The sequence below is a fragment of the Mycobacteriales bacterium genome (assembly GCA_030697205.1).
Taxonomy (GTDB): domain Bacteria; phylum Actinomycetota; class Actinomycetes; order Mycobacteriales; family SCTD01; genus JAUYQP01.
Window position 1 is genome coordinate 75,366 of sequence record JAUYQP010000015.1, and the last position, 17,173, is coordinate 92,538.

The 17,173-nt window shown below is 72.1% G+C and carries 20 protein-coding genes; 1 reads left to right on the plus strand and 19 read right to left on the minus strand.

Annotated features, from left to right (window positions below; genetic code table 11):
- The first annotated feature begins 14 nt into the window (after positions 1-14).
- Complete coding sequence (locus tag Q8R60_05795) at positions 15-593, plus strand: cob(I)yrinic acid a,c-diamide adenosyltransferase (protein MDP3711981.1); 579 nt, start codon at positions 15-17, stop codon at positions 591-593.
- 282 nt (positions 594-875) lie between these two features.
- Here Q8R60_05795 and Q8R60_05800 read toward each other — a convergent pair whose 3' ends face one another.
- From Q8R60_05800 to thrB, 19 genes are all read right to left on the minus strand, one after another.
- Positions 876-1,313 (minus strand): DUF2550 domain-containing protein, encoded by a 438-nt coding sequence (locus tag Q8R60_05800; GenBank protein ID MDP3711982.1) that lies wholly within the window; start codon positions 1,311-1,313, stop codon positions 876-878.
- A 48-nt stretch (positions 1,314-1,361) separates the two neighbouring features.
- Positions 1,362-1,739, minus strand: a complete 378-nt coding sequence (locus Q8R60_05805) for a F0F1 ATP synthase subunit epsilon (GenBank protein MDP3711983.1) — start codon at positions 1,737-1,739, stop codon at positions 1,362-1,364.
- Between the two features lie 109 nt (positions 1,740-1,848).
- A complete protein-coding gene (gene atpD, locus Q8R60_05810) occupies positions 1,849-3,297 on the minus strand; it encodes a F0F1 ATP synthase subunit beta (GenBank protein ID MDP3711984.1) in 1,449 nt (482 codons plus the stop codon).
- A gap of 4 nt (positions 3,298-3,301) precedes the next feature.
- Positions 3,302-4,204, minus strand: a complete 903-nt coding sequence (locus tag Q8R60_05815; protein MDP3711985.1) for a F0F1 ATP synthase subunit gamma — start codon at positions 4,202-4,204, stop codon at positions 3,302-3,304.
- Between the two features lies 1 nt (position 4,205).
- Entirely contained in the window at positions 4,206-5,852 is a 1,647-nt protein-coding gene (gene atpA, locus Q8R60_05820; protein ID MDP3711986.1) for a F0F1 ATP synthase subunit alpha, read from the minus strand.
- Positions 5,853-5,897: 45 nt separating this feature from the next.
- Positions 5,898-6,716 (minus strand): F0F1 ATP synthase subunit delta, encoded by an 819-nt coding sequence (locus Q8R60_05825; protein ID MDP3711987.1) that lies wholly within the window; start codon positions 6,714-6,716, stop codon positions 5,898-5,900.
- Positions 6,716-7,270: a F0F1 ATP synthase subunit B gene (locus Q8R60_05830; protein MDP3711988.1), complete on the minus strand. Its 555-nt coding sequence runs from the start codon at positions 7,268-7,270 to the stop codon at positions 6,716-6,718. The genes Q8R60_05825 and Q8R60_05830 overlap by 1 nt, the downstream gene beginning before the upstream one ends.
- Positions 7,271-7,279: 9 nt before the next feature.
- Positions 7,280-7,483: an ATP synthase F0 subunit C gene (gene atpE / locus Q8R60_05835; GenBank protein MDP3711989.1), complete on the minus strand. Its 204-nt coding sequence runs from the start codon at positions 7,481-7,483 to the stop codon at positions 7,280-7,282.
- Positions 7,484-7,541: 58 nt separating this feature from the next.
- Positions 7,542-8,318: a F0F1 ATP synthase subunit A gene (gene atpB / locus Q8R60_05840; GenBank protein ID MDP3711990.1), complete on the minus strand. Its 777-nt coding sequence runs from the start codon at positions 8,316-8,318 to the stop codon at positions 7,542-7,544.
- 16 nt (positions 8,319-8,334) lie between these two features.
- Positions 8,335-8,550, minus strand: a complete 216-nt coding sequence (locus Q8R60_05845) for a hypothetical protein (GenBank protein MDP3711991.1) — start codon at positions 8,548-8,550, stop codon at positions 8,335-8,337.
- A gap of 16 nt (positions 8,551-8,566) precedes the next feature.
- Complete coding sequence (locus Q8R60_05850) at positions 8,567-9,031, minus strand: hypothetical protein (GenBank protein ID MDP3711992.1); 465 nt, start codon at positions 9,029-9,031, stop codon at positions 8,567-8,569.
- Complete coding sequence (locus Q8R60_05855) at positions 9,028-10,146, minus strand: MraY family glycosyltransferase (protein ID MDP3711993.1); 1,119 nt, start codon at positions 10,144-10,146, stop codon at positions 9,028-9,030. Before Q8R60_05855 ends, Q8R60_05850 begins: the two co-directional genes overlap by 4 nt.
- A gap of 77 nt (positions 10,147-10,223) precedes the next feature.
- On the minus strand, positions 10,224-10,826 hold the full coding sequence (locus Q8R60_05860; protein MDP3711994.1) for a hypothetical protein: 603 nt from the start codon (positions 10,824-10,826) through the stop codon (positions 10,224-10,226).
- Complete coding sequence (locus tag Q8R60_05865; GenBank protein ID MDP3711995.1) at positions 10,823-11,470, minus strand: L-threonylcarbamoyladenylate synthase; 648 nt, start codon at positions 11,468-11,470, stop codon at positions 10,823-10,825. The genes Q8R60_05860 and Q8R60_05865 overlap by 4 nt, the downstream gene beginning before the upstream one ends.
- The gene (gene prmC, locus Q8R60_05870; GenBank protein ID MDP3711996.1) at positions 11,470-12,336 is read right to left on the minus strand and encodes a peptide chain release factor N(5)-glutamine methyltransferase; all 867 of its coding nucleotides are present in this window, start codon (positions 12,334-12,336) and stop codon (positions 11,470-11,472) included. Before prmC ends, Q8R60_05865 begins: the two co-directional genes overlap by 1 nt.
- On the minus strand, positions 12,333-13,400 hold the full coding sequence (gene prfA / locus Q8R60_05875; protein MDP3711997.1) for a peptide chain release factor 1: 1,068 nt from the start codon (positions 13,398-13,400) through the stop codon (positions 12,333-12,335). Before prfA ends, prmC begins: the two co-directional genes overlap by 4 nt.
- Positions 13,401-13,488: 88 nt before the next feature.
- Positions 13,489-13,704, minus strand: a complete 216-nt coding sequence (gene rpmE / locus Q8R60_05880; GenBank protein MDP3711998.1) for a 50S ribosomal protein L31 — start codon at positions 13,702-13,704, stop codon at positions 13,489-13,491.
- 178 nt (positions 13,705-13,882) lie between these two features.
- Positions 13,883-15,676, minus strand: coding sequence for a transcription termination factor Rho (rho, locus tag Q8R60_05885; GenBank protein MDP3711999.1), 1,794 nt, complete (start codon positions 15,674-15,676; stop codon positions 13,883-13,885).
- A 608-nt stretch (positions 15,677-16,284) separates the two neighbouring features.
- The gene (thrB, locus tag Q8R60_05890; protein MDP3712000.1) at positions 16,285-17,154 is read right to left on the minus strand and encodes a homoserine kinase; all 870 of its coding nucleotides are present in this window, start codon (positions 17,152-17,154) and stop codon (positions 16,285-16,287) included.
- Positions 17,155-17,173: the final 19 nt, after the last annotated feature.

Consider the following 17,173-nt stretch of genomic DNA (forward strand, 5'->3'; position numbering starts at 1 on the left):
CTACGCTGACGGGCATGGCCGTGCACCTGACGAGGATCTACACCAAGACCGGCGACGACGGCACGACCGCCCTCGGCGACATGAGCCGGGTCCGCAAGACCGACCCGCGGCTCGCGGCGTACGCCGATGTCGACGAGGCCAACTCCGCGATCGGTGTCGCGGTCGCCCTCGGCGGGCTGTCCGAGGACCTCACCGCGCTGCTCGTGCGCATCCAGAACGACCTCTTCGACGTCGGCGCTGACCTGTGCACCCCCGTCGTCGCGGACCCGCAGTACCCCCCGCTGCGCGTGACGCCCGCCTACACCGAGCGGCTCGAGGCGGCCTGCGACGACTACAACGCCCGGCTCGAGAAGCTGGCCAGCTTCATCCTCCCCGGCGGCACCCCGGGTGCTGCGCTCCTGCACGTCGCGCGGACCGTCGCCCGCCGGGCCGAGCGCTCGGTGTGGGCGCTGCTCGAGGACCAGCCGGACACGACCAACCGCGAGCCGGTGCTCTACCTCAACCGGCTGTCCGACCTGCTGTTCATCCTGTCGCGGGTGGCGAACCCGGGCGGCGACGTCCTCTGGCAGCCCGGCGGCGACCGCACCACCTGACCGGAACCCACCCGACCCGCACCACCTGACCGGCCCGGCGGCCCCGGCCAGGCGGGCGGCGACCGGCGGCGACCGGTGCGCGGGACGGCGGATGCGCGTGCGCGTGCCGGTGGGGCGCCTGCCGAGCACGCTCAAGCAGGCTCGCGCCACGTCGGCCCAGCCCCACGCGCACGCAGTTGCGCCGGCGAAGCCGAGCGAGACGAGCAGCGGGCGCGTCTGAGGTGGAGGTGGACGGGTCAGGGATGGTGACCCGTGAGTCCGAGCGAGAACCGCGGTGGGCGGCTACCGGTGCAGGCGGGCGCCGGGCGGCTGGGACTCCAGCCAGGCGAGGAAGCCGGTGACGGCGCGCTCCTCGAGCGCGATCTGCACCGGGCCGGACGGCTCGCGGCACTCCAGCACGATCGCGCCCTTGAGCAGCGCGAACGCCTCGGGCCCGGTGGGCTTGCGACGCTCGGACACGACGAGGGTCGCGCGCGCGAGCCGACGGCGCGGGCGCATCGACAGCGAGAAGACGCGGTACCAGTGCAGCTCGTCGCCGGCGAACTTGCCGACGCCGAGCACCCAACCGCGGCCTCGCGAGCGGGCGTTGAGACGCAGCGAGAGGTCGACGGTGCCGCCACCGCGCTGCAGGACCCGGCGGCGCACCGCGATCGCGCCGAGCGGCACGGCCACGAGCAGCACGAGGGCGACGCCCACCTCGAGGGCGATCAGCGCCTTCACGTCTGCTCGCCGGGTCCGGGGCTCGCGGTCTCGCTGGCCTGATCCGACCTAGACCGACTGCCCGATCGCTCGCAGGCGGCTCTCCGCGCGTCGCACCGCGGAGTCGTCGCCCTCGCTCTGCGCCCGCTGCAGCGCAGCCTGGGCACGGCTCGCGTCGATGTCGGCGGCCAGCTCGGCGATCTCGGCGAGGACCGTCACGCCGTCGTCGGTGATGGACAGGAAGCCGCCGTGCACGGCGGCCACGACCTGCGCGCCACCGGACTGCTTGATGGTGACGACGGCGCCCTCGGCGAGCTCGCCGAGCAGCGGCGCGTGGCCGGGCAGGATGCCGATGTCGCCCTCGGTGGTGCGGGCCGAGACGAAGTCCGCCTCACCGCTCCAGACCTCGCGCTCGACCGAGACCAGCTCGACGTGCAGCTGCGCCACTGTCGTCCTCCTCCTGCTGTCGGGTGCCCGCTCCGGAAGATCCGGGACGGGCGGTGCGGGGTGGCGGCCGGATCACCCGGCCGCCGCCCCGGCGTACCTGCTGTGGTTCTTAGCCCTGCAGCTTCTTCGCGTTGGCCTCGAGGTCCTCGAGACCACCGCAGAGGAAGAACGCCTGCTCCGGGATGTGGTCGTAGTCGCCCTGCGTGAGCCGCTTGAACGAGTCGATGGTCTCGTCGAGCGGCACGAACTTGCCGGGCTGGCCGGTGAACTGCTCGGCCACGAAGAACGGCTGCGACAGGAAGCGCTCGATGCGACGGGCCCGGTTGACGAGGACCTTGTCCTCCTCGGAGAGCTCGTCGATGCCGAGGATCGCGATGATGTCCTGCAGCTCCTTGTTCTTCTGCAGGATGCGCTGCACCTCACGCGCGGTGTTGTAGTGCTCGTCGCCGATGTACTTCGGGTCGAGGATGCGCGAGGTCGAGTCGAGCGGGTCGACGGCCGGGTAGATCCCCTTCTCGGAGATCGCGCGGTTGAGGTTGGTCGTCGCGTCGAGGTGCGTGAACGCGGTGTGCGGCGCGGGGTCGGTGATGTCGTCGGCGGGCACGTAGATCGCCTGCAGCGAGGTGATCGAGTGACCACGCGTCGAGGTGATGCGCTCCTGGAGCACACCCATCTCGTCGGCGAGGGTCGGCTGGTAACCGACGGCCGACGGCATGCGGCCGAGCAGCGTGGAGACCTCGGAGCCGGCCTGCGTGAAGCGGAAGATGTTGTCGATGAACAGCAGCACGTCCTGCTTCTGCACGTCGCGGAAGTACTCCGCCATCGTCAGCGCGGACAGCGCCACGCGCAGGCGGGTGCCCGGCGGCTCGTCCATCTGACCGAAGACGAGCGCGGTGTCGTTGATGACGCCGGACTCGGTCATCTCACCGAACAGGTCGTTGCCCTCGCGGGTGCGCTCGCCGACGCCGGCGAACACCGAGACGCCGGAGAACTCCTTGGCGACGCGGTAGATCATCTCCTGGATGATGACGGTCTTGCCGACACCGGCACCGCCGAACAGGCCGATCTTGCCGCCGGAGACGTAGGGCGCGAGCAGGTCGATGACCTTGATGCCGGTGGTGAACATCTCGGTCTTGTTCTCGAGCTGGTCGAAGGCCGGCGACGGGCGGTGGATCGGCCAGCGGGTCGTGATGTTGAGCGACTCCTCCGACACGTCCATCGGCTTGCCGAGGGCGTTGAAGACGTGGCCCTTGGTCACGTCGCCCACGGGCACCGAGATCGGGGCGCCGGTGTCGGTGACGGGGGCGCCACGCACGAGGCCGTCGGTCGGCTGCATCGAGATGGCACGCACGAGGTTGTCACCGATGTGCTGCGCGACCTCCAGCGTCAGCGTGAAGGTCTCACCGCCCATGGTGCGCTCGACCTCGAGGGCGTTGTAGATCTCCGGCATCTCGTCGGGAGCGAACTCCACGTCGACGACGGGGCCGATGACGCGGGCGACGCGGCCCGTGCCGCCGGCGGACGGTGCCGCGGTGGTCTCGTCTGCGGTGATGGTCATGCGGTCACTCACTCCCTGCCGAGGCGAGCGCACTCGCGCCGCCGACGATCTCGCTGATCTCCTGGGTGATCTCGGCCTGACGGGCCGAGTTCGCCGCTCGGGTGAGCGACTTGATGAGCTCTTCCGCGTTGTCCGTCGCGGCCTTCATGGCACGCCGGCGCGAGGCCGACTCCGACGCCGCGGAGGCGAGCAGCGCCGCGTAGACGCGGGTCTCGACGTAGCGCGGCAGCAGGGCGTCGAGCAGCTTCTCCGGCGAGGGCTCGAACTCGTAGAGCGGCAGCGGCCCGTCGGGCGCGACCTCGTCGGAGTACTCGACGACCAGCGGCAGCACGCGCGCGGCGACCGGCTTCTGGGTCAGCGCCGAGACGTACTCGGTGAAGACGATGTGGATCTCATCGACCCCGCCGTCCTCCGTGGGCTTCACGAACGCGTCGATCAGGGTGTCCGCCACGATCTTGGCGTCGGCGTAGGTCGGCTTCTCGGAGAAGCCGGTCCAGCTGTCCTCGATGTCGCGCCCGCGGAAGCGGAAGTACGCCACCGACTTGCGGCCCACCAGGTAGCTGACCGGCTCCTTGCCCTCCTCGCGGAGCAGGGACGCGAGCGCCTCCGCCTGCTTGAGGACGTTGGAGCTGTAGCCACCGGCGAGGCCGCGGTCACTCGAGATCACGAGGATGGCTGCCCGCGAGGGGTTGGGCTTCTCGTTGACCAGCGGGTGGTTGATCGCCGACTGCGACGCGAGCGCCGACAGCACGCGGGTGATCTGCTGCTCGTAGGGACGAGCGGCGTTGACGGCGGCCTGGGCCTTGGCGATGCGGGAGGCGGCGATGAGCTCCATCGCCTTGGTGATCTTCTTGGTCGACTGCATCGACCTGATGCGTCGCCGGTAGACGCTGAGCTGAGCACCCATGTCAGCGGGCGGCGGGCGCGGGCTTGTAGGCGGTGATCTTGGTCTGGCCGGCGTCGTCCTTGTCCATGGCCTCGACCGCAGCCTCCTTGAGCAGCGGCTGACCGTCGCTGGTCTGGAACTGCTGCGTGAAGTCGTCGACCGCCTTGGCGAGCTGCTCGATCGTCGCGTCGTCGAGCTTGCCGGACTGCACGATGGCGTCGTAGATGCCCTGGTGCGAGCGCGCGATGAAGTCGAGCAGCTCGGCCTCGAAGCGGCGCACGTCACCGGTCGGCACGATGTCGACCTTGCCGTTGGTGCCGGCCCAGATCGACACGACCTGGCGCTCGACCGGGTACGGCGAGAACTGCCCCTGCTTGAGGAGCTCGACGAGCCGCTGGCCACGGTCGAGCTGGGCCTTCGACGCCTTGTCGAGGTCGGAGGCGAAGGCCGAGAAGGCCTCCAGCTCGCGGTACTGCGCCAGGTCGAGGCGCAGACGACCGGCGACGGACTTCATCGCCTTGATCTGCGCGTTGCCGCCGACGCGGGACACCGAGATGCCGACGTTGATGGCCGGGCGGACACCGGAGTTGAACAGGTCGGACTGCAGGAAGATCTGACCGTCGGTGATCGAGATGACGTTGGTCGGGATGAAGGCCGAGACGTCGTTGCCCTTGGTCTCGACGATCGGCAGGCCGGTCATCGAGCCGCCACCGAGCTCGTCGGAGAGCTTCGCGCAGCGCTCCAGCAGGCGGGAGTGCAGGTAGAAGACGTCGCCGGGGTAGGCCTCGCGGCCCGGCGGGCGACGCAGCAGCAGCGAGATGGCGCGGTAGGCGTCGGCCTGCTTGGAGAGGTCGTCGAAGACGATGAGGACGTGCTGGCCCTGGTACATCCAGTGCTGGCCGATGGCCGAGCCGGTGTAGGGGGCGAGGTACTTCAGACCCGCGGACTGCGAGGCCGGGGCGGCGACGACGGTGGTGTACTCGAGCGCGCCCGCCTCCTCGAGGCGACCGACGAGCTCACTGATCGTCGAGCCCTTCTGGCCGATGGCGACGTAGATGCACTTGACCTGCTTCTTCGGGTCGCCGCTCTTCCAGTTGTCGCGCTGGTTGATGATCGCGTCGAGCGCCACCGCGGTCTTGCCGGTCTGGCGGTCGCCGATGATCAGCTGGCGCTGGCCACGGCCGACGGGCGTCATGGCGTCGATGGCCTTGATGCCGGTCTGCAGCGGCTCGGTCACCGGCTGGCGCTGCACGACGGTGGGGGCCTGCAGCTCGAGGATGCGGCGACCCTCGGCGACGATCTCGCCCTTGCCGTCGAGCGGGTTGCCGAGCGGGTCGACGACGCGACCGAGGAAGCCGTCGCCGACCGGGGCGGAGAGGACCTCACCGGTGCGACGGACCTCCTGGCCCTCCTCGATGCCCGAGGCCTCACCGAGGATGACGCAGCCGATCTCGCGCTCGTCGAGGTTGAGGGCGAGGCCGAGCAGGCCGCCCTCGAACTCGAGCAGCTCGTTGGTCATCGTCGCCTGGAGGCCCTCGACGCGGGCGATGCCGTCACCGGTCTCGATGACCCGTCCGACCTCCTCGCGGGTGGTCTCCGGGGTGTACGACGAGACGTAGCGCTCGATCGCGTCGCGGATCTCCTCCGGGCGGATGCTGAGCTCCGTCATGGTGTCCCTGCTCTCTGCTTCGGTGCGGGCGTTCGGGGGTGAGGCTTAGGTGAGGCGGCGGCGGGCCTCGGCCAGCCGGTGCCGGGTGGAGCCGTCGATGACCTCGTCGCCGACGTGGACGACCACGCCGCCCACGACCTTCGGGTCGACCTCGACCTGCAGCTGGACCTCGCGGCCGAGCTGAGCGGTCAGCGAGGCGGCGAGCCGCTGCTGCTGAGCCTCGTCGAGCGGGACGGCGCTCGTGACGGTCGCGAGGGTGCGCGAGCGCACGTCTGCGGCCAGCGCGGCGTAGTCCTGCAGGCCGTCCTCGAGGGTGCGGCCGCGGGGGTTGACGACCAGGGCCACGGCGATCCGCTTGGTGGCGGGCTTGACCTTGCCGTCGAGCAGCCCGTCGAGCAGCGCCTGCTTGCGCTCGGGGTCGAGGCCGCGGTCGGTGAGGACCGCGCGCAGCGCAGGCTCACGCGCGATGGTGCGCGCAAGCCGGAACAGCTCGTCCTCGACGTCGTCGAGGTCGCCGTCCGCCTCGGCCACGAGGAAGACCGCCGTGACGGCGAGCACCTCGACGGCGTCGACGAGGTCGCGCGGCGAGCTCCACCGCTTGGCCACGGCGTCCTTGAGCAGACCGAGCGGCAGCGGCTCGACCTGGCTGCCGAGCAGCCCGTCGACCAGCTGCGTCTTGGCCTCGGCGTCGGTCGCCGGGTCACCGAGGGTGCGGCGCAGGTTGCCCTCGCGGTCGAGCAGGCGCACGACCGAGAAGAGCCCCTCGGCCACCGAACCGATGCCGGCGGCGTCGGGAAGCTCGGCCCGCAGCGCGGTGAGGCGCTCCCGGACCGAGACCAGGGCCTCGCGACTGGCTCCCTGCATCAGGAGGTCGTCCCCGCCGGCTGGCTGCCCGACTGCTCGAGCTCCGCGAGGAAGCGGTCGACGACGCGACGCTGCCGCTCGTCGTCGGCGAGCGACTCGCCCACGACGCGCTCGGCCAGCTCGACCGCGAGGCGGCCGATCTCGCCGCGCAGCTGCGTCACGACCTGCTGACGCTCGGCAGCGAGCTGCTCCTCGCCACGCGCGGTGATGCGGTCCGCGGTCTCGCGGGCCTCCGCGGTCAGCGAGTCGACGATCGCCTTGCCCTGCTCGCGAGCCTCGTCGCGGATGCGCGCGGCCTCGGCCCGAGCGTCCGCGAGCTGCGCCTTGTACTGCTCGAGCGCGGCGTTGGCCTCGGCCTGGGCGGCCTCGGCCTTGCTGATGCCGCCCTCGATGGCGGCGGTGCGCTCGGTGTAGGCCTTCTCGAACATCGGGAAGGCCTTCTTCGCGAGGAAGAAGTACAGCAGCGAGAAGGCGACCAGGCCGACGATGATCTCGGACAGGTGGGGGACGAGAGGGTTGATCTCCCCGCTCTCGCTCGCCAGGAGGGTCAGCACGTCAGCCCGCTAGAGGACGAACGCGAGGACGAGGCCGAACAGCGCCAGCGCCTCGGCGAGCGCGAAGCCCAGGAACGCGATGGGCTGGAGCACACCGCGAGCCTCGGGCTGACGAGCCACACCGTTGATGTAGGCGGCGAAGATCAGACCGACGCCGATGCCCGGGCCGATGGCCGAGAGGCCGTAGCCGACCAGGTTGAGCGTGCCTTCCATCGTGTTCCTTCCAGAGGTTGGGCGCGCGCGGTGGAGCCCGCGTGCGCTTCGTGCGGTCTTAGTGCTCGTCCGCCAGCGAACCGGCGATGTAGAGAGCGGTGAGCAGCGTGAAGATGTAGGCCTGCAGGCACTGCACCAGGAACTCGAAGAACGTCAGGACGATACCGAGCAGGAACGCGAGCGGGCTGATCGCGGCCAGCGCCCCACCCTGCGACAGCAGGTGCTCGCCACCGAGGATGAAGACCAGCAGCAGCAGGTGGCCGGCGAACATGTTGGCGAACAGACGCAGCGCGAGCGTGAGCGGGCGCACCAGCACGGTCGAGACGAACTCGATCGGGGCCAGCAGGATGTAGACCGGCTTCGGGACGCCGGGCGGGAACATCATCTCCTTGAAGAAGCCGAAGGGCCCCTTCTTCCCGATCCCGATCCCCATGAACAGCAGCCAGACGAGGATCGCCAGCACCGCGGGGTAGCTGATGCGCGACATCGTCGGGAACTGGATGAGCGGGATGATGCCGAAGATGTTGTTGACGAGGATGAAGCTGAACAGCGTCGCGAGGAACGGCACGTACTTGAGGAAGTCGTGGCCGATGACGTCGCGGCCGACCTCGTTGCGCACGAAGCCGTAGACGCCCTCGCCGGCGAACTGCAGCTTGCCGGGGACGACCGCCTGCTTGCGCGCGGACAGGTAGTAGAAGACCGCGACGAGCACGGCAGCGAGCACCACCAGCACCATCGGCTTGGTGACCTCACCGAGACCCGGGATCGGCGGGAACTCGAAGTCGCGGCTGCTCGGCGGGGCGAACTCCTCACCCGAGGACGCGAGCGGGCTCACACGTTCTCCTTCACCATCAGGGGGTTTCCCTGCCGTACCGGATGTAGACGAGGTAGAGCGAGCTGACGCAGCCGAGGAGCATGCCGATCCCCACGACGAAGTCCGTGCCCAACCATCGGTCGACGAGCAGTCCTACCCCGCCCCACAGCAGCAGGCCGGACAGGATGTAGGCGATCACCGTCCACGCATCACCCGGGTTGGTCTGGCCCCCCGGTGACCCGTCATGGCTCATCGCGTGCGAAACGCTATCAGCCCTCGGGCTCGGCCTCGCGAGCGGGGTCGGAGACCTTCTTCACGTCGGCGTCCGGGTCCTCGACGGGCTCGACGTAGAGCAGCTGCAGACCCAGGAAGGCCCGCACCTCGCAGGCCAGCCAGACGAGCACGCTGACGAGGACGGAGGCGCCCACGGAGGTGCGGTCGACGACTCCGGTGCGGCGTACGAGGACGAGCACGAGCAGCAGCGCGGTCACCGTGAACAGGTAGGACATCAGCGCGGCGCTCATCGTGAACAGCGGGTGCAGCGGCCGGGTGCGGCGCGCGACGTAGAGCCCGAGACCGAACGACGCGACGACCAGCACGCAGCCGAGCAGCGCCCCCGCGGCCCCCTCCACGCCGCGCAGGACGCCGGCGACCACGGCCGCGACGGCACCTGCGACGAGGGTGGGCCAGACCGAGGCGCGGAAGAGCACGACCTCCCAGCTGGGGGTCGTCACCGGTCGAGCGCGCGGGCGGCCCGCAGCCGCGGGATGCTGGAGGCGACGAGGGCCAGCGCGGCCAGCCCGCCCATCACGGCGAGCACCGGCAGGATGCCCCCGGTGACGGCGACGGCCACCCCGCCGAAGGCCAGCAGGGCGGTCCAGAAGTACATGATGAGCACCGCACGCGTGTGGCTGTGGCCGATCTCGAGCAGCCGGTGGTGCAGGTGAGCCTTGTCGGGGGCGAAGGGCGAGCGACCCGCCCTGGTGCGCCTGATCACGGCCAGCAGCAGGTCGACGAAGGGCACGGCCAGGACCGCGGCCGGCAGCAGCAGGACGAGCAGCGCGGGGAAGGCGACCTCGGGCGGCAGCGCGTCGTAGTCGAACTGCCCCGTCAGCGACGTCACCGAGCCCGCGAGCATGAGCCCGATGAGCATCGAGCCGCTGTCGCCCATGAAGATGCGCGCCGGGTTGAAGTTGTGCGGCAGGAAGCCCAGGCACACGCCCGCCAGCACGACCGCGATGAGCGCCGGCGAGGAGATCCGGGACTGCGCGAGCCCGGAGGTCACCTGACCGCTCGACAGCGAGTAGGCGAAGGCGAAGAAGGCCAGCGCCGCTATCGCGCCCACCCCGGCGGCCAGGCCGTCGAGGCCGTCGATGAAGTTGATGGCGTTGACGGTGAGCAGCGTGAGGATGACCGTGAGCGGCACGCCCTCGACGCCGAGCGACAGCGCACCGACGCCCGGCAGCGTGAGGGTGAGCAGCTGCAGGCCGAGCAGCACCATGACGCCGGCAGCCACCAGCTGGCCGGCGAGCTTGGTGAGCGCGTCGAGGGGCCACCGGTCGTCGACGATGCCGAGGGCCACGATGATCCCGCCGCCGACGAGCACCGCCTGGACGTCGGAGTAGGTGAAGACCGTCTGCAGCGCGGGCAGCTGGTGGGCGACGAGGAAGGCCGCCGCGACCCCGGCGTACATCGCCACTCCCCCGAGCCGCGGCGTCGGGATCGCGTGCACGTCGCGGTCGCGCGGCTCGGCCATGGCTCCGGTGCGCACGGCGATGCGGCGCGCGACCGGGGTCAGCAGATAGGTGACCGCGGCCGCGACGCAGAGGACCAGGAGGTACTCCCGCACCAGCGCAGGCTATCCGCGACGGCTGTGAGCGGCAGACCTCGACACCCGGGCGGACACCCAGGAGTACGACGCGAAGGTCACCGGGCGCCGGCGAGCAGGTCGAGCGGGCGCTGCAGGGTGGCGTGGACCAGCGACGCGCACGAGGCGAAGCCGGCCTCGGGCCCCTGGTAGGGGTCCTCGACGTCGTCGTCGCGCGGGGACGCCGGCGGGACGAGGCCGCGGTTGGCGGCGGCGGCGCGGACCAGCGCCCGCCCGCGCTCGACCAGGTCACCGGTGGGCAGGGCTGTCGGGTCGACGGCGGAGCACAGCCGGTCGAACTCGCGCAGCGTGAAGGTGCGGGCCGCGGCGCGCGGGTGCATGACCACGGCGGCCGCGCGGTGCTCGCGGGTCGCGGCCAGCACGAGGTCGGCCGAGACGACCAGGTCGGAGACGAGCTCGCGGGCCCGGAAGGCCGAGCCGTCGACGGCGTAGCGGGCCAGGCTCGACAGCGCGAAGGCCTCCATCGGCGCGCCGGTGTAGCCCATCGTCCCGGCGGAGGCGACCTCGAAGGCGACCGCGTCGGGGCCGAGCCGCTGCGCCAGCCCGGCCGTCATCATCTGCTCGGCCATCGGCGAGCGGCAGATGTTGCCGGTGCAGACGTGCAGGACCCGGAAGCGCTCCGGCTGGGTCGGGTCGGTCACGAGGGCTCGCCTTCGGTGAGGAGGTCGGGGCAGGTCTCCCGCAGGACCTCGACGTCGAGGGCGCCCTCGCGCAGGACGCGCGGGCGCTCGCCGGTGAGGTCGAGGATGGTGGAGGGGACGGGGTCCCCGGACGGGCCGGCGTCGAGGTAGACCGCGACCGACGTGCCGAGCTGCCGCTCGGCCTCCGCGGCGTCGCTCGCCGGCGGCTGCCCGCTGCGGTTGGCGCTGCTCACCGCGAGCGGCCCGGTCTGTTCCAGGACGGCGAGCGCGGTCGCGTGCAGCGGCATGCGGACCGCGACGGTGCCGCGGGTGTCGCCGAGGTCCCAGGCGAGCGAGGGCGCGGCCCGCACCACGAGGGTCAGCGGGCCCGGCCAGTGCAGCTCGACCAGGGCACGCGCCGTGGGGGTGACGCTCGCGGCCAGGCCGTCGAGGGTGCGCCACGAGCCGACGAGCACCGGGACCGGCAGGTCGCGCCCGCGGCCCTTGGCCTCGAGCAGCCGGCGGACGGCGGTCGGCGAGAAGGCGTCGGCCGCGATGCCGTAGACGGTGTCGGTCGGCAGCACGGCGAGGTCGCCGCGCCGCAGCACGTCGATCGCGGCCTCCACCCCGGGCGTCGGGTCGGAGGTGACGTCGTAGGTCGTCATCAGCCGGTCCAGCGGGCGGTCGTGAAGCGGTCGCGACCGGTGAGGTCGCGATGGTCCTGGACCTCGGTCCAACCACCGGCCTCGGTAAAGACGGCAGGACAGGTCGTGCCCTGACGGTCGGAGTGCTCGACGACGACGAGGCCGCCGGGCTTGAGCAGCCGGCGCGCGGCCTGCTCGACCAGCCGCACCACGTCGAGGCCGTCGGCCCCGGCGAACAGCGCGATCTCCGGGTCGTGGTCGACGACCTCGGGGTCGGGGATGTGGCGCTCGTCCTCGGCGACGTAGGGCGGGTTGCTCGCCACCAGGTCGACCTGCCCGTCGAGCTCCGGCAGCGCGTCCTCGGCGGAGCCCTGGTGGAGCTGGACCTCCGGGTCGCCGGCGGCGACCCGGTTGGCCGCGTTGCGGCGGGTCCACGCCAGCGCGCCGGGGTCGCGCTCGACGGCGTGGACCGTCGCTGCGGGGACCTCGTTGGCCAGCGCGAAGGCGATCGTGCCGGACCCGGTGCACAGGTCGACGAGCAGCGGCGCCTCCCAGCCCTCGGCGCGGACCGCGTCGACGGCCCACTGCACGACCGACTCGGTCTCGGGCCTCGGGACGAAGACGCCCGGCCCGACCTCGAGCTCGACGTAGCGGAAGCCGACCGAGCCGGTGAGGTGCTGCAGAGGCACCCGCTGCGCACGCCGCGCCACCAGCTCGTCGTACGCCGTGCTCTGCTCGGCGGTGAGGCCGTCGTGCAGCAGCAGGTCCGACGGTCGGTCCAGGCCGAGCACGTGCACCGCGAGGGCGCGGGCGTCGTGCTCGGGGCTGTCGACCCCCGCCTGCTCGAGCGTCGCGGTCGCGGCACGGACCGCTCCGGTCAGGCTCACCCCTCGTCTCCCTTCAGCTGCTCTGCCTGGGTCGCGTCGACCATCGACTGGATCACCGGGTCGAGGTCGCCGTCGAGCACCTGCATGAGGTTGTTGGCCTTGTATCCGCTGCGGTGGTCGGCGATGCGGTTGTCGGGCCAGTTGTAGGTGCGGATCTTCTCCGACCGGTCGATGGTGCGGATCTGCGCCCCGCGCACCGCGCTGTCCTTGGCCGCCTGCTCCTCGAGCGCGAGGGCGAGCAGCCGGGCACGCAGGACGCGCATGCCGGCCTCGCGGTTCTGCAGCTGGCTCTTCTCGTTCTGCATCGACACGGTGACGCCCGTCGGCACGTGGGTGATGCGCACCGCGGAGTCGGTGGTGTTGACGCTCTGGCCGCCGGGGCCGCTCGAGCGGTAGACGTCGATCTTGAGGTCGCTCTGGTCGATCGTCACGTCGACCTCCTCGGCCTCGGGCAGCACGAGGACACCGGCGGCGCTGGTGTGGATGCGGCCCTGCGACTCCGTGGCGGGCACCCGCTGGACGCGGTGCACACCCCCTTCGAACTTCAGCCGACCGTAGACGGGGTTGGCGGGGTCGCGCGACTTCACGGCCAGGGAGATGTCCTTGTAGCCGCCCATCTCGCCCTCGGTGGCCGACACCAGCTCGGTCTTCCAGCCCTGCCGCTCGGCGTAGCGCATGTACATCCGCACCAGGTCGCCGGCGAACAGCGCGGCCTCGTCGCCGCCCTCGCCGCCCTTCACCTCGAGGATGACGTCCTTGGCGTCGGCCGGGTCCTTCGGGATGAGCAGCTCGCGGATCCGGGCGCTCGTCGTGGCCAGCTCGGCCTCGATGCCGGGCAGCTCGTCCGCGAACTCCGCGCCGAGCTCGCGCGCGGTGTCGAGGTCCTCCTGCAGCTGCTTCTCCTGCTGGATCGCGGCCACCAGCGGCCCGAGCTCGGCGTAGCGACGACCGAGCTCGCGGGCGCGCGCCTGGTCGGCGTGGACCCCCGGGTCGGCGAGCATCGCCTCGAGCTCGGCGTGCTCGGCGAGCGCGTTGTCCGTGGGGTTGCCGATCGACTCGGCCATCGCTCCTCCTGCTGGTCTGGCTGCTGCCCTGGGGGCGGACACGACAACGGCGCCCGACCCGGTGTCCGGGTCAGGCGCCGTGAGGTCGCTACTTGGAGGTGCGCTTGCCGAAGCGCTGCTCGAAGCGGGCCACGCGGCCGCCGGTGTCGAGGATCTTCTGCTTGCCGGTGTAGAACGGGTGGCACTGGGCGCACACGTCCGCGCTGATGCTGCCGCCCTTGGCGGTGCTGCGGGTCGTGAAGGTGCTGCCGCAGGTGCAGGTCACCGTGGTGAGCTCGTACGCCGGGTGGATGTCGGCCTTCATGGTGGTGCCTCTCGGGGTAGGTGGCCGCCGGGTCGCAGGCAGCACGCGAGCACGACGGGAGTGTCGTCCTGCGGGCCGGACTGCGTGAACCGGTGCCGGTGTGGCATCCAGTGTGCCAGACCGTAGAACCGCGCCGCGCGGGCCGCTCTTCCCGCGGGCGGTGGCGTCGTACGCCGGGCTAGTGCTCGGCGTCAGCGGGGACGGTCGTCTTCTGGATCTGCATGAGGAACTCGACGTTGGTGCGGGTCGCCTTCATCTTGTCGAGCAGCAGCTCGAGCGAGGACGACGTGTCGAGCGCGTGCAGGACCCGGCGCAGCTGCAAGACGATGCGCAGCTCCTCGGGCGCGAGCAGGATCTCCTCCTTGCGGGTGCCGGAGGCGTCCACGTCGATGGCCGGGAAGATCCGCTTGTCCGCGAGGCGCCGGTCGAGCTTGAGCTCGGCGTTGCCGGTGCCCTTGAACTCCTCGAAGATCACCGTGTCCATCGCCGAGCCGGTCTCGACCAGTGCGGTGGCGAAGATGGTGAGCGAGCCGCCGTTCTCGATGTTGCGGGCCGCGCCGAGGAAGCGCTTCGGCGGGTAGAGCGCCGCGGAGTCGACGCCACCGGTGAGGATGCGGCCGGATGCGGGCGCGCCGAGGTTGTAGGCGCGGCCGAGACGGGTGATCGAGTCGAGCAAGACGACCACGTCGTGGCCGAGCTCGACCAGGCGCTTGGCGCGCTCGATCGACAGCTCCGCGACCGTGATGTGGTCCGTCGGCGGGCGGTCGAAGGTCGAGGCGATGACCTCGCCCTTCACCGACCGCTGCATGTCGGTGACCTCCTCGGGCCGCTCGTCGACCAGGACGACCATGAGGTGGCACTCGGGGTTGTTGGTGGTGATGGCGTTGGCGATCGCCTGCATCACCATCGTCTTGCCGGCCTTCGGCGGGCTGACGATCAGGGCGCGCTGGCCCTTGCCGACCGGCATCACCAGGTCGATGACGCGGGTGGTGAGGATCGACGGGTCGGTCTCCAGGCGCAGCCGCTCCTGCGGGTAGAGCGGCGTGAGCTTGGTGAAGTCGGGGCGGTTCAGCGCCTCCTCGGGGTCGAGGCCGTTGACCGAGTCGAGGCGGACCAGCGCGTTGTACTTGTCGCGCCGCTCGCCCTCGCGCTGCTGGCGGACCTGACCGGTGACCGCGTCGCCGCGCCGCAGGCCGTACTTGCGGACCTGCTGCAGCGAGACGTAGATGTCGTTGGGTCCGGTGAGGTAGCCGCTGGTGCGGATGAAGCCGTAGTTGTCGAGGATGTCGAGGATGCCGCCGACGGGCACGAGCACGTCCTCGTCGCTGACGAAGGTGTCGGGCTCGTAGCGGTCGGAGCCGGTGCGGTTGCGGTTGCGCCCGCGGCCGCGCTCGCGGAAGCGCCCACGCCGACCGCCGAACTCGTCCTCGTCCTGACCGCCCTGACCTGGCTGGCCGCCCTGACTCGGCTGGCCCTGGGGCCGGTCCTGCTGGGGCCGGTCCTGCCGGTCTTGCCGGTCCTGGCGGTCCTGCTGCGGCCGGTCCTGACGGTCCTGGCGGTCCTGCTGCGGCCGGTCCTGGCGGTCCTGGCCGTCGCCGCCCGTGGCGGCCCGCTCGGCCCGGCGCGCCTCGCGCTCGAGGAAGCGCTCCCGTCCACGGTCGACGCGCTCGGGCCGGTCGCTGCCCGCCGCCTCGCCGTCCCGCTCAGAGCCGTCGGAGCCGTCGGAGCCGTCGGAGCCGTCGCGGCTGTCGGTGCTGTCGGTCGCGCGGTCGTCGGCGGACGCGCCGGCCTCGGGAGCGGCAGCGTCGTACGACGCCCGGGTGCCCGTGGGCCGGGAGGTCTGCGCGGGCTGGGGGGCCGACTGGCCGGTCTGGTGCGCCTGGATGGCGTCGATGAGCGGGCCCTTGCGCAGGCCGTTCGCGCCGGTGATGCCGAGCTCGCTGGCGAGCGCCTTGAGCTGCGGGAGGAGCAGCGCGGAGAGGTTGGGGCCCGCGTCGGGAGCGGAGGTGCGCGCAGGCGCAGGTGCGGCCGGCTCTGCGGGCGTCTCTGCGCTGGTGGCGCGCGCCGTCGTCGCGCCCGCCCCGCCGCCGGTGGCGCGCCGCCGGGTGCGGGTGGCACCTGCGGCGGGCGCGGACTCGGCGGGGGCGTCCTGCTCGGGACCGGTGGCGGTCTCGGCGAGCAGGTCGGAGGAGTCGGTCAAGGATCGTCCTTCGTGAGGACCGGCCTGCCGTGTGGGACAGGCCGGTCGTGGGTCCGGGTCGCGTGGTGCAGGGCGCTCCGGGGCCCGCCGCGGGGGCGGGGGGTAAGGGGGCGGCGGGGGTGGCCCGGCCGGCACGGACCGCCGGCCTCGGGTCCGGCACACCGCTGACGGTCCGACGCAGCACCGCTCTGCGGGCGTCAAGCCCGCGGGCGGAGAGGTGGGCCGGAGCGGCGGAGTGAGAGGTCCACACCGACTGCTCGGGCGGGTGCACGGTGCCCAGAGCGGGCGACGGGTGCGTGCACAGCGTAACGGTCGGTGTGCGCCCTGCACAACCGACGCGGCCCGTGTCGCACCCGGGACAGGCGTCCGTCACCGCCGGGTTACAGCGGAAGGACCTGCGCCCCGGCGAGGTCAACGGCGAGGCGGTGCGCCTCCCAGCCCTTGGGGACGCGGGCCGCGACGGCCTCGGCGTCGCCCTGCTCGACAAGGGCCAGCACGGTCGGGCCGGCCCCGCTGATGGTCGCGGCGACACCGTCGGCACGCAGCCGCTGGACCAGGCCATAGGACCGCGGCATCGCGCTCGCGCGGTAGGACTGGTGGAGCAGGTCCTCGGTCGCCGCGTGCAGCAGCGACGGGTCGGCGGTCATCGCGTGGGTGAGCAGCGCCGTGCGGGCGGAGTTGGCGGCCGCGTCGGCGAGGGTCACGCTCTCGGGGAGCAGCCCGCGCACCTTCTTGGTCGACGCGCGGGTGGTCGGGACGAAGGCCACCGGCGTGAGAGCGGGCAGCGGCGCGAGCCGGAGCACCCGGGGCTCGCTCCCCCACGCCAGCGTCAGCCCGCCGCGCAGGCAGGCCGCGACGTTGTCGGGGTGGCCTTCGACCTCGGTGGCGAGCGCGAGCACCGCGTCGTCGTCGAGCAGGTCCTCGCCGCCGAGCACGAGCGCCCTCGCCGCGAGCAGCGCGGCGACGATCGCGGCCGACGACGAGCCGAGCCCGCGCGACTGCGGGATGCGGTTGGCGCAGACGACCTCGAGCCCGCGCGGCTGCCCGCCGAGCCGCTCGAAGGCGATCCGCAGCGCCTTGACGACGAGGTGGCGCTTGTCGCGCGGCAGGTCCTCGGCGCCCTCCCCTGCGACGTCGACCGACAGCCCGCTGTCGGCGATGCGCACGACGACGTCGTCGTAGAGCGACAGCGCGAGACCGGCGCAGTCGAAGGCCGGCCCGAGGTTGGCGCTGGTCGCGGGGACCCGCACCCGCACGGGTGCCGCGCGA